The organism is Ligilactobacillus murinus (assembly GCF_003288115.1).
Lineage (GTDB): Bacteria > Bacillota > Bacilli > Lactobacillales > Lactobacillaceae > Ligilactobacillus > Ligilactobacillus murinus.
The window spans coordinates 1,317,204-1,341,372 of record NZ_CP023565.1; the positions used below are offsets into that span (position 1 = coordinate 1,317,204).

Sequence of the window (24,169 nt, forward strand, 5' to 3'; positions counted from 1 at the left end):
CTAAGCGTAGAAAAACGCTAGCACTCAATAAATAACAAAACCTCAAGTTAGATGCGTTTTTGCAGCTAGCTTGGGGTTTTATTATTTACTAGATCCGCTTTTGGACACGACATTATCAAGACATAGAAATGAGGCAAACAAGGGACCTATTATGATGCAAATATGTATCATAGTAGGTCCCTTGTTATTTATCTAGCGCTGACTACATTAGGCGCTTTTCTTTTGTTACATCACGGTAATTCGATCGCTTGATCAAGTTCAACTAAATAAAGATATTTATGGGTCACAGGCTTATTTAAGATCTGTTCTAAAGCCGTTTGATATAAATTTAACTGTCCCTGATAGCGCTGCTTGATCTTTTCGACCCCATCTTCACCATAAATATGATCAGTCTTGTAATCAAAGAGAATGACCTCATCATTTTCAGTGATAAAATAACCATCCATGATCCCGTGGACTAAGATCGGATCATTCAATGTGTCATCCAAGTCGTCAAAGACTTTACCCGCTGGCAAAACCATTGAGAAAGCTACTTCACGCTTGGCTCGCATATGATTTTTTAAGAGATCTTTGCCTAACGGTGACGCATAAAAGGCTACGAGCTTAGTAACATCGATCTGTTTAGCTACTTCAGGTGTGATCAGATCATCAGCGATCAAACGTTGTAATAAATCATCTATCAGCGTGACCGTTGGCGTCTGAGTCAGATCCAATTCTTGGAAGAGCAAGTGAACAGCTGTCCCGATGGCAGCAGGTGTCACCCGCACTTCTTCGGTCATAAAGCGCGGTTTTCTAAAATCGCCGACTTCACGATTAGCGGTCGTCTCTGGCGTGATCTTGGCCATTTTCTCAAGGTCAGGATCGTCAAACAAACGCTTGATATCTGAAACGGCTTGATAGGCAGCCGTTCTAGTTGCTGCTTCATGTTGATACTTTCCTGCTAGGATCTGATCGATCTTAGTTACCATCTCAGGGGTAAGTTTGACTTGAGCTGTTGTTTGCTCATCAAACCACTTAGTTAGATCTACTTGCGCTAACCGTTGTTCATCAAAAATATCGTTGTAATTAGCAAAATTCACTTCAAATTCTGCTGGTATCTCATCTAAAGTTGCAGGTGGGTTTACTAAGAGCTCAAATGCTTGAGCAATATTTTTTCGACGTGCAACTGCTGGCAAGATCCAATCCATGAAGTTTTTGGCATTTGCGCGCACATCATCTGGTAATAACAATTCAGAAGTTTGAGCCTTATTCACCAATTTTTCCACCTGTTCACGTGAATCATAGCCTGCTACGATAAAGAGTTTTTCTTTAGCCCGTGTCAAGGCAACATACAATAAGCGCATCTTTTCAGCAGCACTCTTATTTCTAGCGGTTTGTTTAGCAAGATTTTTGACCAACGTTTCATGTTCGATCCGGCGCTCTTGATCTAAGTAATTCATCGCTAGACCAGCTTTTTCACTTAAAATATACTTTTTATCTAATGAGCGCATATTGAATTTTTTAGCCGCATCAATCAAAAACACGACCGGAAACTCGAGCCCCTTACTGCCGTGGATCGTCATGATATTGACCGTATCATCACTTGTCTTTAAGACAGCCTCTGAGAGATCATCTTGTTTTTCTTGCATCTTTTTGATAAAACCAATGAACTGAAATAGCCCCTTAAAACTACTTTGTTCATACATCGCAGCTCTTTCATAAAGTGCGTGCAGATTGGCTTGCCGTTGTGCTCCCCCAGGCATACCCCCGACATAATCTAAAAAGCCAGTCTGTTCATAGATCGCCAGGATCAAGGTAGCTAATTCATTTTGATGCGCGAGATCTCTAAAACCTTGCAGCTGCTCCATAAAACGTGTGATCTTAGCATAGAGTGCTTGAACAAATGGTTCTTTTCTCTGATTGCTTGAGTCTTGATAGAATTTTTCTAACGCTTGGAAATAATCACCACTCTTGTCATTGATCCGCAGATAAGCTAACTCATTTTCCTTTAGCCCCACGATCGGCGAACGCAAAACTGCAGCCAACTCGATATCTTGATAAGGATTGTCGATCAAAGCTAAAAGTGCCAACATGATCCGCAATTCTGTCGTTTGAAAATAATTTTGCGACTTTTGCACATAAAATGGGATCCCTAGGCGCTTTAACTCTTCAGATAATAATAAATGATTGGTTCGTGTCTCTGATAAAATAGCAATATCGCCGTATGTGATCGGACGCATCTGGCCTGATCCACGGTCATAGATCCCAAACTTTTGGTCATACAATTCTTTGATCTTCTTTGCCACTAAAGCGATCTGACCTTCTTGGTTGGAATTGATCTCAAAATCAGGTCCCATCGCTTCTGGTTCTTGATCCCACCGCATTTTTAATGGTTTTTTAGCAGGATCATTTAAAGGATCTGCTTCCGAGGTGTATAACAAGATCTCGGTTACAAGCGACATTTTAGGATAATCTTTAGCTCCATAAACTAACTGTGCATTTTTATCATAATCCATTTCCCCGATCTTTTGATCCATGATCTGTGAAAAGATAAAGTTCGTCGTTGCTGTGATATTTTCAGCCGAGCGGAAATTCTCCGCTAAGATGATCCGTTCATTTGGATCATCTGAGCGTCCAAATTTATGATATTTACCTAAAAACAGTGTCGGATCGGCCAACCGAAACGCATAGATCGACTGCTTGACATCCCCTACCATAAACATATTATCCTGCGCCAAAGTCGTCAAGATCGCTTCTTGAAGCTGATTAGTATCTTGATACTCGTCGACCATGATCTCTTGGTAGCGCGCTTTTAAGAGTTCTTTGACACTTGTATCTTCTTGTTGACGTAAGATCTTTAAAGTCAGGTGTTCTAAATCACTAAATTCTAAGACATGTCGGCGCTTTTTCTCCGCTTGATAGCGACGCATGAAGCGTAAGACCACTTCAGCTGCCTTCTTAGCTAAGATCTCAGCTTGTTTAAATAGCTCAATGACCTCACTTTCTTGGGCATTAAAATAATTGACTAAAAGTTCGTTCAACTGTTTTTTCGTCTCATCACGCAGAGCTTGAGCTTGATTTTTTAGCACTTTTTGCTCATCATCTAAGCGTGCTGCAGGGGCGCGTTTGAATTTTACTGCCTCTAAAGTCACTTTTAGCTCATTATAGGAGATCTTTGTCAGATCAAGTTTAGCTAGTTGACACAACTCTTTTGCTTCTGTGCGATAGAGAGCTTTTAATTTGGCTAACTTATCTTCTGGATCAGCGATATCCTCTAAGTTCAGCGTTGCTTGCTCCATATAGTCAGCGAATTTTTGCAATTGCTCATTGATATACGGAAGAAATTCAGTGCGATAAAACTCACTTTGTTCTAAATTTCCAGCTTCCAAATGATAATTTTTAGCCAAATTTTCAAGCCAAGCTTTAGGATCAGGATTGACATTTGCAAAATCAAATAATTCCATCACAAGTTCAGTCAGACCATCATCACTGCGGTCATTAGAAAAATTCAATGTCAGTTGTTCAAACAAGGGATCTAACTTCCCATAAAGTTCTTCTCGGAGATCTTCCCAAACACTTTCGCGTAGTAAAGCCCGCTCAGTTTCATCAGTCAACAATCGAAAATCAGGATCGATCTGGGCTAAATAGTAATATTTTTGGACCATGCGCAAACAAAATGCATCGATCGTACTGATATCGGCAACATTGAGTTTTGTCAGTTGTTGTAGGTAAAATCGCTTAGTCTCAGGCTCAGATTCAGCATTGATCGCTTGGCGTAAAGCGCCTTGGATCCGTTCTTTCATTTCCCGCGCTGCTGCTTCAGTAAAGGTCAAGATCAACATCTCGTCTACTGCGGTTTTTTCTTTGATTTTTCTGATAACACGTTCGACCAACACCCGGGTCTTCCCCGAGCCGGCTGAAGCAGCAACCAAAATATTTTTGCCTTCATCATTGATCGCCTGGAGCTGACCAGGTGTAAATTCGATCTCAGCCATTATTTTTCCTCCTTAACCTGTAAAAGTTTTAAAATATCGGCTGGCTTTTCTGCTGGAAGCCGGTAATAATTATTTTCGGGCAACATCGGATCAAACTGCATGATCGCTTCATATGGTGTGTATTGTAACGCCGAGCCATCTTTGAACAAGGCTGGCATCAAGTCGATCCGTCCACTAAAGATCATATCCGTTGCTTGTTTGATCAATTCTTCATTGTGTAACAACAACGCTTCCAACTGAGCTTCTGTCACTAATTGGGCGCCTGATGCTTTATAACTACCATTTTTGTTTCGTCTAAACGGATAGATCAATGAATTTCCTGAACTTTCACGCAAACTTTCATCTAGCCCCTCTAAAACATCGGCCTGATCTAACAATAACCCATTATATTTGTTCTTTTTGAGTACTTCATCTGCATAGATCGTCTGATAGATCTCTTTTTGTTTGAATGTTGGATTGTAAAGATGCATATACATCGCTCCAGCTGTAGCGATCTGCTCTTTAGTCGCACCTTTAACTAAAGTCGTCTTATTTTTAAGTAAAGCATCCAAATACGTCAACAATTGTAGGGCTAAGCCAAAATAAGCTTTTACATGATCAAACTTCTTTGCACTTGACTTGTAATCGACCAAACTTAGATAATGTTTATCTCCTAAAACTAATTCGTCGATCCGATCGATCTTACCGCGTACTGTCACTAAACGATCATTTGGCGTTGTGAATTGCAACCCAGCTAGACCAGACAATTCGCCCACGTGTCCAAATAAAGCTTCGGTTTGGATCGTCTTTAAATTGTTAAATTGTCGCTGTTTGTGGATCGCTCCCCCAACTTGTTTAGCAGCTGCATTTAACTGTCGCGCCAAAAAACGCATTCGGTTAGAACTATCCAAGATCTTAAATTGCGGCAAACGTTTAGTCAACTCGACACTTTCTTTAAAGTAGGCATCAAATTCGGGACCCTTCAATAATTTGAGATCTTGGCCATTTTTTAAGAGCAATTTGAAAAATGTATCAAGCAAAGTATGGAAGTATTCCCCTGTATTGGCCGCATTCATTTCAAATATCTCACGTTCTTTTAAGCCCAAACCATATTTTAGGAAATATTCATACGGATTAGCATAAAAATCTTCTAGCCGTGAGATCGAAGTCTTTAATTCTTTGCCATACAAGCCTTTAACACTTTCAGGGGTCAGTTGTTCAGGAATGTTTTTATAGTCCAAACTCTGATTTAACTGCTCAAATAACGGTTTAGTTGCAGGATCTTGTTGAAACCTTTGAAATAGATGATCCCAAACTGTTGGCAACTCTTGTTGTTCAGTGAGCGCTTGGCGTTCGACCTTGATAAGTTCGCTCATTGTGGTCCGTTTAGTACCGATATAATTCAAAGCATCACTTGCCCCATCATTTTTATGGGCATAGCTTAACGGAAGCGCTAAAGCTTGTTTGAGCCGCTCAACATATGGTGAACATTTAAGCTCGAGCTGATCATTATCACTACGCGGATAGCTCAAAAAGAGCTTTTGAGTCGGCGTCAAAAAAGCAAGGTAATTCAAAAAAGGCTCATTGGCTAAAACATGTTCAGTATCATCGGGAAGATAACTTTTTTCGCTTAGGGTTGGCTGCAACATTTCCTTATCATGATCGGAAAATAAGCCTTCACTAACAGCAACATCAGGCATCACTAAGTCTGTAGCACCTAAAAGCATGACGATTTTTTTGTCATTTGGTTGGACCATCCCGCTTTCAGAGATGACAACTTGATCTAAAGTCGTTGGCACCTGACTATAGGTCGCCCCCTCAAAACCGGCTTGAAGTAGATCTAAGAAATCTTGGGGCTCAAATGGCTGCTCCCCTAAGATCTCTACATACTCATCTAAAAGATCACAAAAAGTCCCCCAGACCTGTTCTTCCCGCGTTGAAGCATCGACAGCCCCTACTTTTAAAGCTTGTTTACGCCAAGCATCTAACTGTTCGACCACCCCTGCAGCGACTAAAAATTCATACAATAAGCTAGCCGCTGCTTTTCCGGTATTAGCTTTAGCAAGCTTTTCATAAAATGGTGGCAAGAGTTCTTTTACATAATTTTTGATCAAATTGATCTTTACTGTGATCGCATCTTCATTTTTAGTTCGAGCTCCAAAATCACTAGTTCCAAACCGATAATAGACCCAAGCTTCACCTAGCCAGCCTTTTTTACGATAACCAAATTTAAGGACTTGATTTTCGGCTAGATCAAGGGCTTGGCGATACTCAGCTAATGGCATGAATTCACCTTCATGTTTTGGTAATAACAACTCTGTCTTTAACAAGCGCATCATATCTTCATAGCGATAGTTACGCTGATCGACCAAAAATAGTGCTTGGATCAATTCAACTAGGGGATGATCGGACATCTTTTTTTGCAGGTCGGTAAAAAATGGGATCTCAAATTGCTCAAATGTCGGTTGCAAAATATTTTTATACGGATCTAAATGACGTGTCAATAATAGAAAATCTTGGTAACGATATCCTTCAAGCAAAACCATCTGGCGGATCTTAGTTGCTAAACATTTAACCTCTTCTAAACGATCAGTGGCCTCGATGACTTGTAGATCACCTTGCAACTTAGCGGTCAACGTAAATGGTTTTAGATCATTTGAAGCGATCCAATAGTTTTCTAACGTAACTAAGTCAGCACTGACACGATCTTGTTTAGCAAAGCTATCGACTAAAACTTTAACATGTTCGTGCCGTGCTAATTGATACAAGCGATAATACACTTGCCCTGAGCGATAAAAAAGCTCACTTGCTTCTGGAGCATGATGGACATACGGGCGATCTAAGACTAAAGAAACGGTCACTTGTTTTGCCGTTTGCAACAAACTAGTAATGATCTGATATTCGCCAGCGTTGAACTGTGAAAAACCATCCAAGATAAAATAACTGTGACTAAGATCACTTTGTGCCAACTTTTTAGCCAAGGCTTCTAACATATTAGCTGTGCCTAGGTATTTTCCTTGGATATGTTGCTCAAATTCTCGATAAACGATGCTTAGATCGTGTAACTTAGCTACTAGATCGGTATCTTTACTCTGTTCTAACATTTCATAACTATGCCACAGATCAGCGCTTGTGATCAAAGCTAAACTCAATTCGACCAATTGCCCAGCTAATTGTGACACAAAGCCTGGCTGGGTCTGCTCACTTTTAAAGATCGTCAATTCATCATTTTTAGTCCGCAAGATCTTATGGACCAACATATTAGCCCCAGCTGCCGATAGCCGCGGTAACTGATAGCTAGGCTCATTTTTCATAAAATACCAAGCTAACCGTGAAAAAGACAGGACTTGGATGTCCGTAGCAGCCAATAAGTCTTGGCCACTACTTTTTCGTAAGTGATCTAAGACAGAAACTTCAGTCGCAAACTTTATATGATTGGGGACGATATAATATATTTTGGCTTGCGGGTCTGTTTGACTGATAGTTTTTATCTGCTCTAACAATGACGCTTGATGGTCTTTAGCCGCTGTGCCTAGCACAAATTTCAAACTCATAACTTTTTTCCCTTCCTAAATGTAATTTACACCAATTATATCAAAGCAAAACAAAAAAGGCTCTGTTTAAAACATGAAGTGAACCCCCTAAGTTGGACAAAGGAATCTAACTTAGGGGGTTTTACTATGACTAAATTTTCTTTTGAGGATAAGTTGCGGGCTGTAAATATGTATCTAAGAGGCTATGGAAGTAACACAGTAGCTAAAGTTTATAAAGTGAAGAATCACTCAAATATCCTTATGTGGGTCAAACGATATCAAAAATATGGTATTGATGGGTTAAAAGTTCGCTACCCTAAATACGATTACGATGGAAATTTTAAGCTCAACGTTTTAAACTGGAGAAAAAGACATAAGGCTTCCTATCCGCAAACAGCACTTCAGTTTGATATAAGTAATCCTGGGACGATCGCGACTTGGCAACGTAAATTGGATACTAAAGGTGTTGATGCCTTATTTACTAGAAGAGGACGGGCTAAACACATGACGACCAACAATAATAAACAAGCAGAAAAATCAGAATTATCTGAATTAGAACGTTTACGAGCTGAGAATCGTGCTTTACGGGTTGAAAATGAATACTTAAAAAAACTCGATGCCTTGGTTCAGAAGCGCGGACATCGCAAGAAAAATATCAAATCATCCAAGAATTAAGGCAGGAATTTAAATATACATTGGATGAAATACTACCTTACACTAGTCTTAAACGTAGTACATTTTACTATCAAGCCCAACGAATAAACAGGCGAAAAAATAAAGATGAGGAGCTATTAAAGCTTATAAAGGAGGTCAAATCAAAGCACCCGTGTTTTGGTTATCGTACAGTAACACTGAAATTACGATCTCAAGGCATAAAAGTAAATCATAAGCGTGTTAGTCGCATCATGCGAGAAAATGACCTATCAGCGCATATGTATAATAAACAAAGGCGAAAATATAATTCTGCCCTTGGACCACAAGGTAAGAAAGCTAAGAACTTATTACATCGACGTTTTGATACACATTTACCATTTCAAAAAATGGTGACTGACGTAAGTGAATTTAGGTATGGAAATAAGACACAAGAAGAACGTGTCTATCTTTCACCTATCAAAGATCTATGTACAGATGAAATAGTGAGCTATAGTATCAGTAAGCATCCAACAACAGACTTCGTGGTAAAACCGTTGGATGCATTGATAAAACTTAGACCTAAATTAAACTATCGTATGACTCTCCATAGCGATCAAGGTGTCCAATATCAGAGTGTCCAATGGCGAAAGAAGCTAAAAGAAAATAGGATCTTTCAAAGCATGTCTCGTAGGGCAACGTGCTTAGATAATGCACCCATGGAAAGTTTTTTCCACACAATGAAAGTAGAGCTATATCACAATAAAGAATATACAACACAAGAAGAGTTGGTCAACGCAATGATCAGCTGGATCAGCTATTACAATAACGAACGGATAAAGGTCAAATTAAAAGGCAAGACACCGGTAGAATACCGACATCTTGCCTTAAGAAATATAGTCTAAATAGAGTGTCCAACTTTATGGGTTCACTTCAACAGAACCTCTTTACTTTAAATATTATCGTTGTTATTGAACAAACTATCTACCGAACGATTGTGATAGATCAAAGAAATTGCTTTAGCAAAGATCGGTGCGATCGATAAAACTTTTAGCTTGGAGAATTGCTTGTTTTCTGGGATCGCGATCGTATCTGTCACCACAACTTCTTTATATGGTGATTCCTCTAACTCTTCGACGGCACTTCCTGAAAAGACCGGATGCGTTGCACAAGCATAGATCTCACGTGCGCCTGCCTTGTCCAAAGCGGCCGCTGCATCAGCCATCTTGCCCCCAGTATCGATCATATCATCAAAGACGATGCAGTTATGCCCACTGACATCACCAATGATCGAAGAATTTTCGATATCTAACCGAGTATCATCGCGTTTATCAACGATCGCGATCGGTGCTTTCAAGAGATCAGCTAGATTTCTTGCCCCTTTAACACTATTATGGTCAGGCGCTACAACAACGACATCTTCACAAATGCCCTTTTGCTTAAAGTAAGCGGCTTGTTCGTAGATCGCTAATAAATGATCCACTGGGATGTCAAAGAAACCTTGTAACTGACCTGCATGTAGGTCCATTGTCACAACTCGATCTGCCCCAGCTAATGTGATGAAATTAGCGATCATCTTAGCTGTGATCGGTTCACGCGAACGTGCTTTACGGTCAGCACGTGCATAACCATAATAAGGAATAACTGCATTGATCGAACCAGCACTGGAGCGTCGTAACGCGTCCATCATGACCATCAATTCCATAAAGTTTTCATTGACCGGATCAGCGACTGATTGCACGATGAACACATCATCTCCTCGCACACTTTCATTGATGTTGATTTGGATCTCACCATCACTGAAATGTTTGACTGAAGCATCACATAACTTGATCCCCAGTTCAGCTGCGATTTTTTGTGCCAACGCTTGATTGGAATTTAATGCAAATAATTTGATATTTGCATTTTCTTGCATCTTTTCCATAAATTCCTCCAGATTTTGTCTAATTACCGTTCAGCTTGATTATTAGAGACACAGTATATGTTGATTATAACATAATTATCATATCCACGCTAAATCCCTTGATAATAAAGACTTTTTAAGCTATTAACACTCTCAGGGTCTCTCTTAGGGTCTCTCTCATCCCATTAGACGTACAAATTTATTAATTGTTTCCTTTTGATCTTGCTTAGTCAAGTGAGTGTAAATATCAAGCGTTGTTTGTACTTTGCTATGACCTAAACGGGTCTGAACTTCCTTGACGCTAGCACCGCCAGAAAATAATAACGTGGCGTGTGTGTGTCTGAAGCCGTGGAGTGTTACATTAGGCAAATTACCCGCCTTTAAAATTCTATAACACCATTCGCGAATAACTTCCAAACGCATCAAGTCGTTAGCTCGATTACTAAAAACTAGTTGATCGCCAGCCATTGCATTGATACCACGCTTTAACAAGTAACTGGCTTGTTGGACTTGCCAACGTCTCAAGACCTGCATTGTTTCGCTATCCATATCTAACACCCTTTTACTTGTTTCGGTCTTAGGATCATATATAGCGGGGCTACCTTTTACATTCTTAGACAGTGTCTTATTAATGCTGATCGTGTTATCTGAAAAGCTGACATCATCCCAGGTCAAGGCTAAAAGTTCACCTATTCGCATACCGCTATAAGCCAGAACCCTAAACAATGTATAACGTTGTAGGCTCTTTTTTTCTGCAATCGCTAAGAACCGTTTTAGCTCGTCAACGTCTAAATAATTACGCTCTGAGCGCTTTGGCTTGCTCTTAGGTCTATTTACCAGTTTGAAGTAATTGACGTTTGTAAGCTCTAATTTTATTGCGTATTCTACTACTGCCGAAGCGTAAGCAAGTGTATTCTTGTAACTGCTAGGACGTGTTTTATACCACTCATTTACAGCACGTTGGCAGATCGCAAGTGTTAGGCTATCAACGTTATAAGATCCGATAAGCGGTAGTATATGGTTATTGAAATAACCTTTTATCAGGTAACACGTCGAGCCTTTGACCGTTAAACTATGCTGTTCAAACCACAGTTTATAGACATCCCTAACGGTTTTAATCTCGGACGGCTTGAAGTAATTGCCACTTGAAACATCATACTCTAACTTGACCAGTTCTTTTTTAGCCTCTGCCTTAGTCTTGAAACCTGCACGCTTGATATATTTCTTTTTGCCAGTCGTCTCATCGATCCCAGCATATACACGGAAGCGGTAAAACTTCCCTTTGCTCGTTTGATACTCTGTAATTTTAGCCATGTTTATCAGTCCTTTATCTTTATTGCACGGGCTAGGTGGCTTAAAGTAATGCACGATAGGACAGCTTTATCACTGGTATCTATTCGATTGTATATGTATGGGATCTATAACATCCCTAGAATTGGAATGCTTAGGGATGCACTGGCTCAGATCGCTCATGCTGTAAAAATGGTGGAAAATGTAGGAATTTTAGCCACCAACCACAACCGAAGTACTACAAAATACTACTTTCTCCACTTGTGGCGAAAACCTGAGAAAACCTGAACTAAAATCCTATATCGACGTCAAAATGGCTACTACCCAACAAAACCCTACATTTTTAGGCGTGGCGCTAATATTTGCTAAACTTGTATCTCTTTTTCTCTGTATACGCATTTTCTGTTTACACCTATGTTAAAAGCACATAAATATTTACCTTTTTTTGATTGGTGGCCCTCTTTAAAAATATCTATTGTTCTTTTAAAAAGTTCTTCTGTAACATTTTTTTGAAACCAAATATTTAAATTATTATAGATTTTATCAAAGTTATCATATTCCCCAAGCGTATCCAACATTATAGAAATATAATAATCGTATTCTTTTTGAGGATCTCCAAATTTATCGTCATCCGTTAAATCTTCATCGCTTGAAATTTCAAAATATCGAAAATAAAAATTATTTACTTCTCCCCCTGAAGTTATCCGCATAACTTGTCCATCAACTTTATCAATATATTTTATTAAATACGGAGAATATACAAAAAACTGGCTCACATCTATACCAAAAAAATTACATAATTTATCAATTGTTTCAAATTGAACACCCTTGCTTTTATTATCCGCCAAAGACATCAGAGTGGTTTTTGATATACCGGTTTGCTCATAAACATCCGCAATTTTTAAGCCTCTTTCTGCCATAAGGACAGCTAAATTACTTTTTAACATTCTATTCACCTCAACCATATTTTACAGTCTATTGTTAAAAATAACAACTTACAAAAATATATAACAATTTATTGACAGTAAAAATAGATTAGTGTAAATTGTTAATTGTTAGTTAACTGACTAATATTTAACAATAATCAAAAAAAGAAAGGTGGTTTTTATGAAAAAACAACCAGAATATTTGAGTTATAAAGACGCTATGGACTTTTTAGGCCTAAAGACACACAACACGCTATACCGCTACATCGATGCAGGTTTACCCGTCTACATTGTCGGCAAGTCCAAGCGTATCAAAAAGAGCGACATCATCGAATTTATGGAGGCACACAAGCAAGTTAGCAAATAGAAAGGAGCACGGATCATGCAAGAACTAGTATTTTTACAATCGTTGAAAGATGAACCGTATACGACACCCGAAATCATTGCAGAACATACAGGAATTGAATACCGTAGCATTTCGGATCTGATCAGACGTAATAAAGCAGACTTAGAGTACTTTGGAGTTTTGCGATTTGAAATCGTAAAACCTACCAGTAAAAAAGGTGGACGACCTAAAAAGATTTATCACTTGAACGAGCAACAAGCAACAACACTTATTACGTTTTTAGATAACACACCACAGGTTAAAGCTTTCAAAGTAGCCCTAGTCTCTGAGTTCTTTAAGATGAGAGATGAACTAACCAAGCGAAAAATCAACCGTATTGAAGAAAAACCGTTGCGAAAGACATTGACGGACGCAGTAAAAGAATGGGAACACCGAACCGACTGGAGCTATAACCATATTTCAAACTTGCTATATAAAGCAGTTACAGGGATGAACGCCAAACAGCTTAAAAAAGCTAGAAACCCGCAATCTAAGGCATCCCTTGACGTTTTAACAAGTGAAGAACAAGAACAGTATAAGAAACTTGAAACTCGTGTAATTGGCTATTTATTGGCACAAATGACCTTTAGCCAGATCAAAGCAATGTTAAACGGTGGCACATTACAAGTTACAGAATGGAGAGAAGTTAAATAATTACAGAAACAAGCTAACGGGATGCGATCATCCCAACTTAAACACCCCGCCAATGGTCAACCCACATCCCAAACCCAAAATACACCAAAGGAGATCTTTAACATGACAGAAGAACAAGAAAAGCTATTAGATATCTCAATAGAATTAGGCGAGTTAGCAAATCAAGCTGACTTGTACGCTGATCTTTTAGACGCCTATATCATGGATCTAAGACGTGGCGAACCTACCGCACAAGCTTACTTGATTAAACTACTTCCAAAGCTAAGGGATGCTTTGAGTAGCCACAGCAAGGATCTATACAAATTATCGGACACCGTTTGTCCAGAAGATTAATAGGAGTGAGCACAATGCAATATACAAATGAAACAGAGATCAATAAATTAGATGAACTACAAATCAGAGCACGGACATTAAACGAGTTGCTAAAAGCATACGTATCAGAAAACGGCGAGATGAAACCAGCAGACAAGCTTTACTTAGTTACTACAGTAATGCCACTCATTACAGATAGCCTAGACTTTATTTGTGACGGTATGGCAGGCGTCAGCAACTCATTAGCTCAAAATCAACAGGAGGTGCACTAATGAAACGAAGACAGCTAACATCAGACGAGCGGACAATCTTATCACTTCTAGGCTATGGAGCAGATAACACCCGCCCTACTGCTTATCTAGCAAGTATGACATCCCTAAGCAAGCGATCAGTAAGAAAGGTTATTCGTGATCTAGTAATTGCTCACGGTGTACCGATCGTAGGCGTACGAAATGGCGCAAAGACTGGCTATTATATCGCAACTGATCAAGACGAACTTATCAGAGCGACCGAGCCACTCAAGAACGAGATCAAACAGTTAGCCTTAAGAAATCGAGCGCTAATGTTTGCACAGATCCGCACCGATTGGCTGGAATATCTAAGCAAAGGAGATCAAGACAATGGCTAAAGTAACGATCACACTAGACACCGAAGACATGACTTTGGCAGAAGATTTTAAAAGCGTTGGCCAACTGGTAACTATGCTAAAAGCTGCTACTAACATCCCTAGTGCTCCATACATGACTAAAAGCGAAGTGGCTAGGTTCATGGGGCTTAAGTCAGTGACATCAGTTGATAAATGGATAAAGAAAGGCTTGCCAGTTGTTAAGATCGACGGGATGAATCTACTCATCAAACGGCAAACGCTTATTGATTGGCTAGCAGAACACGAGACAACAGAATAATGCACACGATCCATAGAGCTATAACGATAAATAAGCACTGGGCTAGGTGGTTTAAAGGTCAGCTTTATGGATCACAAGAAAGGAATTGACGACATGAAGACATTTACCAAGAAAGAGCGATCGCAATTAAATACTTGCTTGGAACGAGTCATCGCAGGAGAGGACGACATCTATATCCCGCCTAGAGTGATGCAAGCCGACAAGTTGACGTTTGAACAAAAACAGCTTTATGGCTTGTTATGTATGCAGGCTAGCACATCGGGAGTTGTGGCAAACGGTACGCACCTTGTTTATATCCTAGGTGGTTTGACTGATGGAGTGGCTAAGGACCTGGAACGCTTGAATAAATTGGGTTACATCGTCCCTATCGTTCAAAGTATCGGCTTTTGTAAGTACGAAGTAACAGACTGGCACATCTTGAATATCGGTGACGTCATCAAAGTAAAAAATCAAATGATCAAAGGAGTGTACGCATAATGTTAGAACAGATCAAATTAGACGCTTGCTACTTGTTTGAAGAAGAACGATCCGACAAAGACGGCGTTAAATATGCAATGACTATGTATTTATTGGCGATCGGAGTATTTACGTTGATCTTTGGAGTTGCTGGGCTAGTTACACCGTTTGTCATTGAGTGGTTACGATCGAGATCGAGGGTAAAGAAAAAGACCACTGACATCCCTATCAGTGGTCCACCCACATCCCAATCACGACAAAACCGCAAAGATTAATCATGAAAGGAAGTAATTACATGTTACACGAAAGCACAATCAAAAATCAAGAAAAATTAGCTTCATTTGAAAATTTAAAATCGGGGCTAACAAGCATGATCAAGAGTAACGATCTTAAACCTGAAACAGCTCACCTTTTAGAAAAAGTGTACGGTAAAAAATTATCCAAAACAGATCCCGACTTATATTCTGATCTCAGTAGTCTAGCTAGCACCTATGTAATCATGGAAGCTACAAAGATTAGGATCAAACAGGAACTTATTACGTTGAATGAGATCCAAGTAATTTTAAAGAACTTTGGTCCAACTATTAAACTTTTTGAACCTGAGTTGTATAACCAGTTGCAAACGCACGAGGGATCATTTAAGGGGGTTCACAAATGACACCGAAACAATACACCTTAGAGCTTGTGAAGCGTGGTTATAAGGTTTTCCCACTAGTTCCAAATACTAAGCGCCCTATCAAAGACCAGAGCTATTTAACAGCGTCTAACGATCCGCAGACAGTGGCGAAGTGGTTCGATAATCTGCCTATAATTCAAAATTCGCAAGTAAAGCTACTTGCTTATTTTATCAATCGTGATCCAAGTGCATTAAACGGGAATGGTTACAGGAGTAGCATTGCAATCAATACAGCAAGACTCATAAGACAGAAAGGAAGCCAAACCATGACTAAAAAAAGAAGTTTCTCGCCAAGTATCACAGAAGAAATCAAGTTCCATAATCTACCACTAACCGCCCAAGCGCTTTACTTTCATCTTGGGATGATCGCAGACGATGACGGCGTAGTGGATCGGGTACATTCGCTAGCAAATTACTTAGGTGCAGATATCAACGACATTGATGCACTCATCAATCGAGGCTACTTACTCAAAATCTCGGAGAGCAAAAAACTCTATGTACTCACTGATTGGCTGATAAATAACACGATCCGCAAAGATCGTTATAAACCAACGATACACGGCGAAGAACTGGCAAAACTTGGGCTAAACAACAAGCGCTACTACTTGCGCTAAGGAGGCGGTAAAAATGGCAAATAAAAGAATGCTAGCGCAGGCAGTCGTTGAGTCTGATGCTTTTTATACATTGTCGGTCAAAGCCCAAGCGCTATACATGCACATCAATATGACGGCAGATGATGACGGGTTCACAGATCGTGTTTTAATGACTTCCAGGGCGCTAGGTGGCAGTATTGACGAAATCAGAGAACTTATAACAAACGGTTTCCTTATCGAGTTTAAGAACCCTACTACCTACTTGATACGTCATTGGCGTGTAAATAACAATAAGATCCAAGGTGATCGATACAAGTCAACGATACATCAAAAATTTTTATCAATGGTTGAAATTGATGAAGTTAATGTATACCAAGTCAAAGAAGGAAGTTTACAATCTACTTTGGTTGACCATTCGTTAACAGATTGTGACAAAGCGTTAACAAGTGGTAGTACCAAAAAAATACAAGATGTTAACAAAAACGCCGAATCTGTTAACAAACCGTTAACATCGTGTAAACAACCTGTTAACAAACCGTTAACGCAGAATAGATTAGATAAGAATAGATTAGATAAGAATAATACTACAGCTATCTATACTAGTGTAAATAGTAACAGTAGTGATGCCAAGGGGGTTAGTGGTGGAAATGCTGATAAATCAACATTTCTAGACCCTACCCCCTTGCAAGATGATGTTACTGATGACGGAAAAACTGACTCAAAGCACTCTAAAAACGTTGATATGACGCAATTGTCTAAATCGGACAACGAGGAAAAACCGCAAACGGTAAACTCACACTTACCAAAATTGACAGATGAGAACTTAAACGCGATCGCTAAGCGGAGTGGTTATGATCTAACTGCATCAGTTGCTTTACTTGCTGACTATGGTTATAAGATCACTAAAGACATTGGTGACAGATTACGCAAGGCCATCGAAGAAGCTAAATAACCCACATCACTGATAACAGAAAGGAAGTTTAAAATGAATATCACAGACGCACCGCATTTACAATTAAACCATATCCTAGACGCAATCACCGAATTAAACAAGTACGATACTTTATTACTAGAAATCGGCAAGACATCAGACAAATTATATAAAGAGCTTGACGAATTGCCAACAAATAAGAAGCCGTACGCCTTAGACGGTGTATATACGACCCAAGAAGCCCAAGATCTCGCACCATTTCACCTATTCAAAACGGGACTGAGAAAAATGGCGGTGATGACAGATAAAGAATTAAATAAAACTTTTGTAGGCGGTCCGCTTGCTATCTCGAAAATGAAAGAACAGACCCAAGCAGTGAGACAATACAACCAAATGCTAGAAACTCGCAAAATGCTCAGACATGAGATTGGCGAGCGATTAAGGGGCTTACTTGTTCAAATGGATAAGCTCACAGCCGAGGACTTGGACAAGTACGGGCTTAATGACTACCAATTTATCATGATACAAGACATCACGGAGCAACTAGCCAAAGATTTTAAATAGACATCCCAGAAAGGAAGTTCAAACATGAATGTAATACCCACAAACTTAAACGATCTCAAGGAAGACATCAGACACGCAAGCCCATCACGTTTGCGATCGTATCAGATCCAACTAGAAGCCTACACCGCATTTATTTCAGTATATGACGGCGTGAAAGGATCAACAGAAGATAAGATCAACGCTGCTAATAAGATCATCAACGATCTATTTTTACTTGAGATGGACCAGCTAGGCTACTACTTTGATCGTGAGTGTGCAGAAGTAGCCAAAACGGGGCTAGAGTTTGCCTTGAATGAAAAATATAACGGTAAATTCGCTAAGAAAGTAAAATTATTGCCGTCCGTCATGCTAGTAAATCGCCACGGTTTTAGAACGATCATGAGCCACCGGCTAGAATCGTTAGCGAACGGACACACCGTTGATCCGTATACGATCTATTACATGAACCGCTTGAGTGGAAACATCACATTTAAAGGCTATCCAAGTCTTAAGGCGTTGCGTAATATGCTCAAAATCGAATGCTTGACGGTGATTGAATACATCAAATCAGTAATAGCACCAATCAAATAGAACGCAAGGGATGCACTGGCGAAATGCTGGCATCCCTTTTAGTTTATAGCGAAAAAGTCACGATCCCACAAATGGGAACGATCGCCAAAGATGACCGTAACTACGGTTGCACACATTAAGGGCGTAGTTATAACTACACTCATGCAAGCGCCGAAAATTCAAACGTGGACCTATCCCAAATTGTTGGAGTAAATTGCTCAGATTTGCTCAGGTCAAATGGTAGCAAATGGTAACATCAAAAAGTTATTAGCCACTAGCAATATACTAGGTATTACGCCAAAAAGTGTGCGTACTTTTTAAGTTTTTGTGTGCACCCTTTTTGGCTTTTTGTATGCACACCTTTTTAAAGCAAAAAAACGCCATTCTAAAACCTATTAGAGTGACGGGAAAGGTGCAAAAAACCTAAGAAAACCTAAGATAAAATGCTAAGAATTGTTAAGGTGAATTGCTGACAAATGCTGACATAAAATGCTGAGAATTGCTGAGGTCAAATGCTAGCATTTGCTAACGTCTTTCTTTACCACAAGTGGCAACGTCGTAGAAAGTATAGAGCTATGAAATTTCAGTTACACAGCAAATCACAACCGTAGTTATAGTTACGCTTGTTAGCCAGCGCCACGATTGGCGCTATAACTAGTTTACTTCCTAACTATCGGAGAAAATCGGAGTAAATGGCTACTTTTTCGATTGCTGAAATAAGCTAATATAAGCGCCGTGGTGGTATTTTAGACTGATTGGGGGTAATTGTTCCCTCCGGTTGCTAGAATTGCAGAAAATTGCAGGAAACACACTTTAAATAGCAATGACATCCCTAGCCCCTATTCATTACTATAGCTGGGCTTAGTGGTGGTTATCTGACTAATTGCGAGCGTGATTTTATGAAGTCGGAAAATGTTAACTTTTGTTAACCCTGATTGTTGAAAAATATATAAGTTCCTGCAAATATAACAATAACCATTACAACAACTACTAAAAAAACGGTGGAATTCTTTCAAGGTGTATTACAAACTTGGTCCGCCTTGATTGTTCGGAAGTGATTAGGTAAATTGTCGGAATTTGTCGGAATAAAAACCTATATTGACGCCAAATACAGGATATTGGGTGCTTATCGATGAAGTATTGACGCCAATTGACCAAGAAACCTATAATACTGGCTGGTTTATTGATTATTTATTGTCGAAAAAGTAGCATTTTTCTAGTAAAAACAGTTGATTTATATAGGTTAATAATGTATAATAAATATATAAAGTTAAGGAGGTGAAACAGTGAGACCAAGAAAGGAAGACCACAAAAAAGAACCGTTAGCGTGGTCGATAATCAAAGCAATTGCTAGAATTTTAGCAGAGTTCGGAGCAATCGCCTCAGGTATTGAGTACCTTATAAGATTTATCAAGTCGCTAGGACGGTTCTAAAAGCTGAAATTATAAAGGGGGTGGTTGCCCCTTTATTTCAGTATAACCAAGAAAGGAATGAAAGTCATGAATAAAGTGGAAAAGTTTAATAAAAAACTAGCAAAGCTTAACAAAGCTACTTTTGCGATCGTTGGTGTTATTGCTACTCTTTGGCTATTACTGGAATTAATTTTAAAGTTACTAGGTAAGTAGGGAGCTGACACGATGACAGAGAAGAAAACGACAGACGCCCAAAATAGAGCAACAAAGAAATGGGGCGACAAGAACAAAGACAAACAACGCATTTACCGCTATAGGTCTTATGCTCGCAAGTACGTTAGAGACATCGCAACGGCTGACGACCTAAAAGAATTATCTGAGATGATCCAAGTTAGACTTGATGAAATGGAATAACCAACCTTAGGGATGCTCAAGGCGTCCCTTTTTCGTATAACATCCCACACGATCGATTTCAAGCGTCAAAAATAAGCACACAGACACAGTTTACAGACATCAAATACCGCCCGAGTATAATTACACTAGACAGCATTTAAAAACTCACAGAGTGGCTTGTGTAAGCGTCTCACGAGTAAATAAATAGATCCACATTGTGGCAGTTGCATGATCTGCAATAGCCCCCGTTTTAGTCCGCAGTCGTTCAAAATGATAGCGAAACGGCAAATTATCCGTGGTCGTTTCAAACGACTAGGACACCAGCTTAAAAGTGAGTCAACCAGATTGACCACAAAACAGGTGGTTTAAAATCACTTGTTTTTAACAAGTCGTTCTGAACGACCTGTTTTTTAAATTGCTTTGGGTCGTTCTAAACGACCTTAACTTATAACCACAGTAAAAGCTATTTTAAGCATGTTATAAGCTCCATTTGATATAATCAGTAGAATTGTACTAGAATAGTATTAAACGCCTTAGAACGCTTTTTATAGCGTGATAGAGTAATACCCCAAATTATAGAGCTTGTAACAGCTTGATACAGTTAGGAGCGTTGGACATGATGAGACTTGACCCACCAGATAACAGAGAAGTAGACTACAGCAAAACACGCAATAACGTTACTAACTGGTTTGATACAGAGTATAGCAAGTATCAGAGATTGGCAAACATCCCGGAGATTTCCAGCGTTAGAATGAGCCTAGCCCCAAAGAGTACCGTACACGCTAACGGGATCGAAGATTTAACAGTTACCCGAGCCAACGCCAAGCAAGTTTTAGAGTTCGTGGAAGCCGTGATTAACAGTCTAGGCGATTATAAACCTTTTTTAGAAGCACGATACATCAAGAAGTTACAAGCGTGGCAAATTGAAGAACGCTTAGGTTTTGGACATTCTCAAACGCAAAATAGGATTAGAAAAGCCTGTGCCCTATTTGCTCAAACCATGGACATGACAGCAGGCACACGGCTCACAGCCTACAAAGATTAGGAGTGATCCCACTTGTTAAAATTTATTATCATTCTTGCGATTGTTACAGCGATCAACGTTTATTTAAAACGCCGTCATTGGTATTCTAGGTTTTACATCATGCATCTATCCAGCAGGCACGACTTGCAACGCCTTAGCTTGATGATCGATAAAAGACTTGAGGAGTTAGACGATGAAAGATAAGTCACCAGTTGAACAGTTACGGGACAAGGTAGCCGAGCTACTAACTGAGTTGTTAGACTTTGCAGAGCCATTTATCATGATCGGGATACTTTGGCTATTATTCAAAGTGCTGGAAGCTATCTAAATACATTAAAAGGGATGCACTAGCTTAGTTGCTGGTACATCCCTTATTGATCATTCTACTGAATGGCTATATGATGAAATCGTTTGAAAAAAATGCTATAAAATACTTGTTTTTATATGAAATTTAATACATAATATGGACATGGTCAAGGATAAAGGCTAGCTACCTTTTGAATTGGTCTAGTGGAGTATTGAAACATAAAGCACGCCTATTCAACTAATCAATACACGTTAGGCGGTGAGTTTATGGAATTCAATACAGAAAGGAACAGCGTTTTGCTTTCGTTGCTCTTAGTGCTAGCGTACAAGCTGGATAAGATTATCCTAGCAAGTACCGAAGCATACAAGGCAATAAAAAAAGCTAATCGCCGTAAGTAGCGACTAGCTAAAACACTGTTTCAATATCCACGTTCGGGGGCTGGTAGTTGGTGGCTATCAGTCCCTTATTCGTATCTAAGTATATTATATTTAATATAAGAACGCAAGTAAGGAAGTGATAAAATGAGTTTATTTGAACTGATCGCATTTATAGGCTTGCTCATCTACTCAGGTTTTACGACCTATATAGGCTATAAGATGACCAAAGACGCAGACGAACGTTACAAGTAAGGAGTTACACCAATGACAGAGAAAAAGAAGACCAGCAAAGCACAGCTTGACGCTTCCAACCGCTGGAACGAAAAGAACAAAGCACGCAAATACTATCTTGCTAAAAGATCCATGGCACGCAGTTACTGCAGAGTAGCCACCAAGGAAGACTTAGAAGCGTTGATCACATTTGCTAATGAGAAACTAGCCGAACGCTTTCCCAAATAAGCAAAAAGCCCCCTGCACGATTGCAAGAGACTTCTTAGCAAGTTCCACCTTTGGAACTCATGTTAAACGTATTATATCACGTTTCAGGGATGCACGTTGTCCAATTGTGGGCGATCACATCCCAACGGTGCAAATAAAAACGCCTTGCATGATCGCAAGACGTCAAAGAACTGTTTTATAAACATTGGTAAATTTATAATCGATTGAGAAACCCTAACAACATTATAGCATATATCAGAAAATAAAAAAGCTTCCTAGCGCCCGTAGACGATCTAGGAATTGGCTAGCCTTGTTTGATTGTTTTCAGTATATCATACCCAAGTAAAAATAAAAAAGCGCTGGAACTTCCAACGCTTGACATCTTGCACTATTCTAAACCACCTAGCCCGACTCTTCCGGGGTCTCTCTCAGGGTCTCTTTTAAATCATTTTTAATCGCTTTTTAGACACGTTACTTTAAAGGGAGACCCTAAAAAGCCTTTTAAACCGTCAAAAAGGCGATATAACAAGGGTTAGCTATCTTATAACATAATTATCAGTCTAGTTGGACCTTGATCTGTTGGACCATTGCGAGTTCTTCGTTAGTTGGCACTAACATCACTTTGACTTTTGAGTTTTCAGTTGAGATCACACCTTCATGGCCAGCTTCATTTAGCTCTTGGTCTAATTGAACACCTAAACAAGCTAAGCGTTGGCAAACATCAGCCCGTAACCACGGGTTGTTTTCCCCGATCCCACCGGCAAAGACCAACACATCGGCGCCACCTAATTGGGCAAAATAACTTCCGACATAGGACACGATCTTATTTAAATAAACATCTAAGGCTAACTTGCAACGTTGATCGGCTTGATTAGCTTTGATATCACGCATATCATCCGAATAGCCTGACAAGCCTAATAGTCCTGACTTTTGGTTAAAGAGCTCAAGAACTTCATCAGCTGTTTTATCGAGTTTCTTCATTAAAAATGGCACGATCGAAGGATCAACATCACCAGCCCGAGTCCCCATCGTTAGGCCTGTCAAAGGCGTAAAGCCCATTGAACTGGCAAAAGATTTTCCATCTTTGACCGCTGAAACAGATGACCCACTACCCAAGTGCAAAGTGATCAATTTGAGGTCAGCCAATGGTTTTTCCAAAAGCTCAGCTGTCTTTTGCGCTAAATATTCATGACTGATCCCGTGTTCGCCATAGCGTCTGATCCCATATTTTTGCGTTAGCTCATATGGTAAACTAAAGATCGCATTTTCTTCTGGCATTTGGGTAAAGAACTGGCTGTCAAAGACCGCATATTGTGGGGTATCCGGCATGACTTGTTGCATCAATTCGATGTATTTTGCTTCCATTGGATTATGTAATGGAGCATGGTCACTCAAGGCTAAGACTTCTTTGATCGCTGCTTGATCCATCTTAGTAGCTTGCGTGAATTTAGTTCCCCCAGCTACGACACGATGCCCAACACATTTAATATCAGCTAAAGAGGTGATCTTTAACTCTTGGATCTTTTCAATGATCATTTCAGCTGCTTTTTCATAAGATAGGCCATCTTGTGTTTCTTGATACGTCTGATCTCCATATTTGATCTCAAACTTTGAACCTGGGGCTAACATTCGCTCCACTAAGCCTTTAGCGACGACTGATTCATCGGTCAATTCAAATAATTTCCATTTAACTGATGAACTTCCGGCATTCATTAACAAAATTTTTGGCATTTCTGCGCACCTCCGATACTTTTAAGTATAACTTAAAAAGTAAAATTCAAAAAGATACTTTATTTTCCTATATGTATTCTATTTTTGTGGAATTTGACAATAATTAATCTGTTTGTTACATAAACGTGACAAATTGTAATTTTATCGGAATATGTATGTTATATAAAAAATGTATACTGCTAGTGTAGATAAATGAAAAACAAGTAAATATTAAATATTTTTTTAAG

The 24,169-nt window shown here is 39.4% G+C and carries 27 protein-coding genes and 1 pseudogene; 22 read left to right on the forward strand and 6 right to left on the reverse strand.

Annotation, left to right across the window (positions count from 1 at the left end; genetic code table 11):
* Positions 1–230 precede the first annotated feature (230 nt).
* Complete coding sequence (addA, locus tag CPS94_RS06665; RefSeq protein WP_112286420.1) at positions 231–3,974, reverse strand: helicase-exonuclease AddAB subunit AddA; 3,744 nt, start codon at positions 3,972–3,974, stop codon at positions 231–233.
* On the reverse strand, positions 3,974–7,507 hold the full coding sequence (locus CPS94_RS06670; RefSeq protein ID WP_112286421.1) for a PD-(D/E)XK nuclease family protein: 3,534 nt from the start codon (positions 7,505–7,507) through the stop codon (positions 3,974–3,976). The genes addA and CPS94_RS06670 overlap by 1 nt, the downstream gene beginning before the upstream one ends.
* A gap of 126 nt (positions 7,508–7,633) precedes the next feature.
* On the opposite strand from CPS94_RS06670, the gene CPS94_RS06675 reads away from it, so the two are divergent.
* Both CPS94_RS06675 and CPS94_RS06680 read left to right on the forward strand, forming a co-directional pair.
* Positions 7,634–8,161, forward strand: a complete 528-nt coding sequence (locus CPS94_RS06675) for a helix-turn-helix domain-containing protein (protein ID WP_112286318.1) — start codon at positions 7,634–7,636, stop codon at positions 8,159–8,161.
* Positions 8,146–9,021: an IS3 family transposase gene (locus tag CPS94_RS06680; protein WP_039936034.1), complete on the forward strand. Its 876-nt coding sequence runs from the start codon at positions 8,146–8,148 to the stop codon at positions 9,019–9,021. Before CPS94_RS06675 ends, CPS94_RS06680 begins: the two co-directional genes overlap by 16 nt.
* A 47-nt stretch (positions 9,022–9,068) precedes the next feature.
* Here the strand turns inward: CPS94_RS06680 and CPS94_RS06685 are convergent, their stop codons facing one another.
* The 3 genes from CPS94_RS06685 to CPS94_RS06700 form a co-directional block, all read right to left on the reverse strand.
* The gene (locus tag CPS94_RS06685) at positions 9,069–10,040 is read right to left on the reverse strand and encodes a ribose-phosphate diphosphokinase (protein WP_056958266.1); all 972 of its coding nucleotides are present in this window, start codon (positions 10,038–10,040) and stop codon (positions 9,069–9,071) included.
* A 156-nt stretch (positions 10,041–10,196) separates the two neighbouring features.
* A complete protein-coding gene (locus CPS94_RS06690) occupies positions 10,197–11,333 on the reverse strand; it encodes a site-specific integrase (protein WP_112286422.1) in 1,137 nt (378 codons plus the stop codon).
* A gap of 341 nt (positions 11,334–11,674) precedes the next feature.
* Positions 11,675–12,256: a helix-turn-helix domain-containing protein gene (locus CPS94_RS06700; RefSeq protein ID WP_112286424.1), complete on the reverse strand. Its 582-nt coding sequence runs from the start codon at positions 12,254–12,256 to the stop codon at positions 11,675–11,677.
* 160 nt (positions 12,257–12,416) lie between these two features.
* On the opposite strand from CPS94_RS06700, the gene CPS94_RS06705 reads away from it, so the two are divergent.
* The 20 genes and pseudogenes from CPS94_RS06705 to CPS94_RS06780 all read left to right on the forward strand — a co-directional run bounded on the left by CPS94_RS06705 (position 12,417) and on the right by CPS94_RS06780 (position 22,232).
* Positions 12,417–12,602, forward strand: a complete 186-nt coding sequence (locus CPS94_RS06705) for a helix-turn-helix domain-containing protein (protein ID WP_112286425.1) — start codon at positions 12,417–12,419, stop codon at positions 12,600–12,602.
* Positions 12,603–12,617: 15 nt separating this feature from the next.
* Entirely contained in the window at positions 12,618–13,274 is a 657-nt protein-coding gene (locus CPS94_RS06710) for a Rha family transcriptional regulator (RefSeq protein WP_112286426.1), read from the forward strand.
* 102 nt (positions 13,275–13,376) lie between these two features.
* Positions 13,377–13,607 (forward strand): nuclear hormone receptor family protein, encoded by a 231-nt coding sequence (locus CPS94_RS06715; RefSeq protein WP_112286427.1) that lies wholly within the window; start codon positions 13,377–13,379, stop codon positions 13,605–13,607.
* Between the two features lie 14 nt (positions 13,608–13,621).
* On the forward strand, positions 13,622–13,858 hold the full coding sequence (locus tag CPS94_RS06720) for a hypothetical protein (protein ID WP_112286428.1): 237 nt from the start codon (positions 13,622–13,624) through the stop codon (positions 13,856–13,858).
* Positions 13,858–14,214 (forward strand): hypothetical protein, encoded by a 357-nt coding sequence (locus CPS94_RS06725; RefSeq protein ID WP_112286429.1) that lies wholly within the window; start codon positions 13,858–13,860, stop codon positions 14,212–14,214. The genes CPS94_RS06720 and CPS94_RS06725 overlap by 1 nt, the downstream gene beginning before the upstream one ends.
* Entirely contained in the window at positions 14,207–14,491 is a 285-nt protein-coding gene (locus CPS94_RS06730) for a hypothetical protein (protein WP_112286430.1), read from the forward strand. Before CPS94_RS06725 ends, CPS94_RS06730 begins: the two co-directional genes overlap by 8 nt.
* A gap of 66 nt (positions 14,492–14,557) precedes the next feature.
* Positions 14,558–14,968, forward strand: a complete 411-nt coding sequence (locus CPS94_RS06735; RefSeq protein WP_238145327.1) for a hypothetical protein — start codon at positions 14,558–14,560, stop codon at positions 14,966–14,968.
* Positions 14,968–15,222 carry a hypothetical protein gene (locus tag CPS94_RS06740; protein ID WP_112286432.1) on the forward strand — a complete coding sequence of 85 codons (255 nt, stop codon included), beginning with the start codon at positions 14,968–14,970 and terminating at the stop codon, positions 15,220–15,222. The genes CPS94_RS06735 and CPS94_RS06740 overlap by 1 nt, the downstream gene beginning before the upstream one ends.
* Positions 15,223–15,242: 20 nt before the next feature.
* Positions 15,243–15,605 carry a hypothetical protein gene (locus tag CPS94_RS06745; RefSeq protein ID WP_112286433.1) on the forward strand — a complete coding sequence of 121 codons (363 nt, stop codon included), beginning with the start codon at positions 15,243–15,245 and terminating at the stop codon, positions 15,603–15,605.
* Positions 15,602–15,742: pseudogene (locus tag CPS94_RS11570) on the forward strand (bifunctional DNA primase/polymerase); the annotation flags it as partial. The gene CPS94_RS06745 and the pseudogene CPS94_RS11570, both read left to right, overlap by 4 nt.
* 147 nt (positions 15,743–15,889) lie before the next feature.
* On the forward strand, positions 15,890–16,237 hold the full coding sequence (locus CPS94_RS11575) for a DNA replication protein (RefSeq protein ID WP_238145421.1): 348 nt from the start codon (positions 15,890–15,892) through the stop codon (positions 16,235–16,237).
* Positions 16,238–16,250: 13 nt separating this feature from the next.
* Positions 16,251–17,168, forward strand: a complete 918-nt coding sequence (locus tag CPS94_RS06755; protein WP_112286435.1) for a hypothetical protein — start codon at positions 16,251–16,253, stop codon at positions 17,166–17,168.
* 33 nt (positions 17,169–17,201) lie between these two features.
* Entirely contained in the window at positions 17,202–17,711 is a 510-nt protein-coding gene (locus CPS94_RS06760; RefSeq protein ID WP_112286436.1) for a hypothetical protein, read from the forward strand.
* Between the two features lie 24 nt (positions 17,712–17,735).
* Positions 17,736–18,281, forward strand: a complete 546-nt coding sequence (locus tag CPS94_RS06765; RefSeq protein ID WP_112286437.1) for a hypothetical protein — start codon at positions 17,736–17,738, stop codon at positions 18,279–18,281.
* 1,265 nt (positions 18,282–19,546) lie between these two features.
* Positions 19,547–19,693 (forward strand): hypothetical protein, encoded by a 147-nt coding sequence (locus tag CPS94_RS11340; protein WP_162626415.1) that lies wholly within the window; start codon positions 19,547–19,549, stop codon positions 19,691–19,693.
* Positions 19,694–19,759: 66 nt separating this feature from the next.
* On the forward strand, positions 19,760–19,885 hold the full coding sequence (locus tag CPS94_RS11705) for a hypothetical protein (RefSeq protein WP_268870045.1): 126 nt from the start codon (positions 19,760–19,762) through the stop codon (positions 19,883–19,885).
* A 12-nt stretch (positions 19,886–19,897) separates the two neighbouring features.
* A complete protein-coding gene (locus CPS94_RS06770; RefSeq protein ID WP_025088098.1) occupies positions 19,898–20,086 on the forward strand; it encodes a hypothetical protein in 189 nt (62 codons plus the stop codon).
* 595 nt (positions 20,087–20,681) lie between these two features.
* Entirely contained in the window at positions 20,682–21,110 is a 429-nt protein-coding gene (locus CPS94_RS06775) for an ArpU family phage packaging/lysis transcriptional regulator (RefSeq protein ID WP_238145328.1), read from the forward strand.
* Between the two features lie 172 nt (positions 21,111–21,282).
* Positions 21,283–21,417 carry a hypothetical protein gene (locus CPS94_RS11710; protein WP_010689400.1) on the forward strand — a complete coding sequence of 45 codons (135 nt, stop codon included), beginning with the start codon at positions 21,283–21,285 and terminating at the stop codon, positions 21,415–21,417.
* Between the two features lie 620 nt (positions 21,418–22,037).
* Positions 22,038–22,232, forward strand: coding sequence for a hypothetical protein (locus CPS94_RS06780; RefSeq protein WP_112286438.1), 195 nt, complete (start codon positions 22,038–22,040; stop codon positions 22,230–22,232).
* A gap of 534 nt (positions 22,233–22,766) precedes the next feature.
* Here CPS94_RS06780 and CPS94_RS06785 read toward each other — a convergent pair.
* The gene (locus tag CPS94_RS06785; RefSeq protein ID WP_112286439.1) at positions 22,767–23,942 is read right to left on the reverse strand and encodes an acetate/propionate family kinase; all 1,176 of its coding nucleotides are present in this window, start codon (positions 23,940–23,942) and stop codon (positions 22,767–22,769) included.
* Between the last annotated feature and the right edge of the window lie 227 nt (positions 23,943–24,169).

Bases quoted from the DNA above. Each gene is read 5' to 3' on its own strand.
- CPS94_RS06765 (WP_112286437.1), top strand. From the start codon at position 17,736: ATGAATGTAATACCCACAAACTTAAACGATCTCAAGGAAGACATCAGA.
- CPS94_RS06740 (WP_112286432.1), top strand. From the start codon at position 14,968: ATGTTAGAACAGATCAAATTAGACGCTTGCTACTTGTTTGAAGAAGAA.
- CPS94_RS06745 (WP_112286433.1), top strand. From the start codon at position 15,243: ATGTTACACGAAAGCACAATCAAAAATCAAGAAAAATTAGCTTCATTT.
- CPS94_RS11705 (WP_268870045.1), top strand. From the start codon at position 19,760: ATGAATAAAGTGGAAAAGTTTAATAAAAAACTAGCAAAGCTTAACAAA.
- CPS94_RS06780 (WP_112286438.1), top strand. From the start codon at position 22,038: ATGACAGAGAAAAAGAAGACCAGCAAAGCACAGCTTGACGCTTCCAAC.
- CPS94_RS06670 (WP_112286421.1), bottom strand. From the start codon at position 7,507: ATGAGTTTGAAATTTGTGCTAGGCACAGCGGCTAAAGACCATCAAGCG.
- CPS94_RS06760 (WP_112286436.1), top strand. From the start codon at position 17,202: ATGAATATCACAGACGCACCGCATTTACAATTAAACCATATCCTAGAC.
- addA (WP_112286420.1), bottom strand. From the start codon at position 3,974: ATGGCTGAGATCGAATTTACACCTGGTCAGCTCCAGGCGATCAATGAT.
- CPS94_RS06755 (WP_112286435.1), top strand. From the start codon at position 16,251: ATGGCAAATAAAAGAATGCTAGCGCAGGCAGTCGTTGAGTCTGATGCT.
- CPS94_RS06700 (WP_112286424.1), bottom strand. From the start codon at position 12,256: ATGTTAAAAAGTAATTTAGCTGTCCTTATGGCAGAAAGAGGCTTAAAA.
- CPS94_RS06710 (WP_112286426.1), top strand. From the start codon at position 12,618: ATGCAAGAACTAGTATTTTTACAATCGTTGAAAGATGAACCGTATACG.
- CPS94_RS06735 (WP_238145327.1), top strand. From the start codon at position 14,558: ATGGATCACAAGAAAGGAATTGACGACATGAAGACATTTACCAAGAAA.
- CPS94_RS06690 (WP_112286422.1), bottom strand. From the start codon at position 11,333: ATGGCTAAAATTACAGAGTATCAAACGAGCAAAGGGAAGTTTTACCGC.
- CPS94_RS11710 (WP_010689400.1), top strand. From the start codon at position 21,283: ATGAAAGATAAGTCACCAGTTGAACAGTTACGGGACAAGGTAGCCGAG.
- CPS94_RS06730 (WP_112286430.1), top strand. From the start codon at position 14,207: ATGGCTAAAGTAACGATCACACTAGACACCGAAGACATGACTTTGGCA.
- CPS94_RS06785 (WP_112286439.1), bottom strand. From the start codon at position 23,942: ATGCCAAAAATTTTGTTAATGAATGCCGGAAGTTCATCAGTTAAATGG.
- CPS94_RS11575 (WP_238145421.1), top strand. From the start codon at position 15,890: ATGACTAAAAAAAGAAGTTTCTCGCCAAGTATCACAGAAGAAATCAAG.
- CPS94_RS06705 (WP_112286425.1), top strand. From the start codon at position 12,417: ATGAAAAAACAACCAGAATATTTGAGTTATAAAGACGCTATGGACTTT.
- CPS94_RS06715 (WP_112286427.1), top strand. From the start codon at position 13,377: ATGACAGAAGAACAAGAAAAGCTATTAGATATCTCAATAGAATTAGGC.
- CPS94_RS06685 (WP_056958266.1), bottom strand. From the start codon at position 10,040: ATGGAAAAGATGCAAGAAAATGCAAATATCAAATTATTTGCATTAAAT.
- CPS94_RS06770 (WP_025088098.1), top strand. From the start codon at position 19,898: ATGACAGAGAAGAAAACGACAGACGCCCAAAATAGAGCAACAAAGAAA.
- CPS94_RS06675 (WP_112286318.1), top strand. From the start codon at position 7,634: ATGACTAAATTTTCTTTTGAGGATAAGTTGCGGGCTGTAAATATGTAT.
- CPS94_RS06720 (WP_112286428.1), top strand. From the start codon at position 13,622: ATGCAATATACAAATGAAACAGAGATCAATAAATTAGATGAACTACAA.
- CPS94_RS06725 (WP_112286429.1), top strand. From the start codon at position 13,858: ATGAAACGAAGACAGCTAACATCAGACGAGCGGACAATCTTATCACTT.
- CPS94_RS06775 (WP_238145328.1), top strand. From the start codon at position 20,682: ATGATGAGACTTGACCCACCAGATAACAGAGAAGTAGACTACAGCAAA.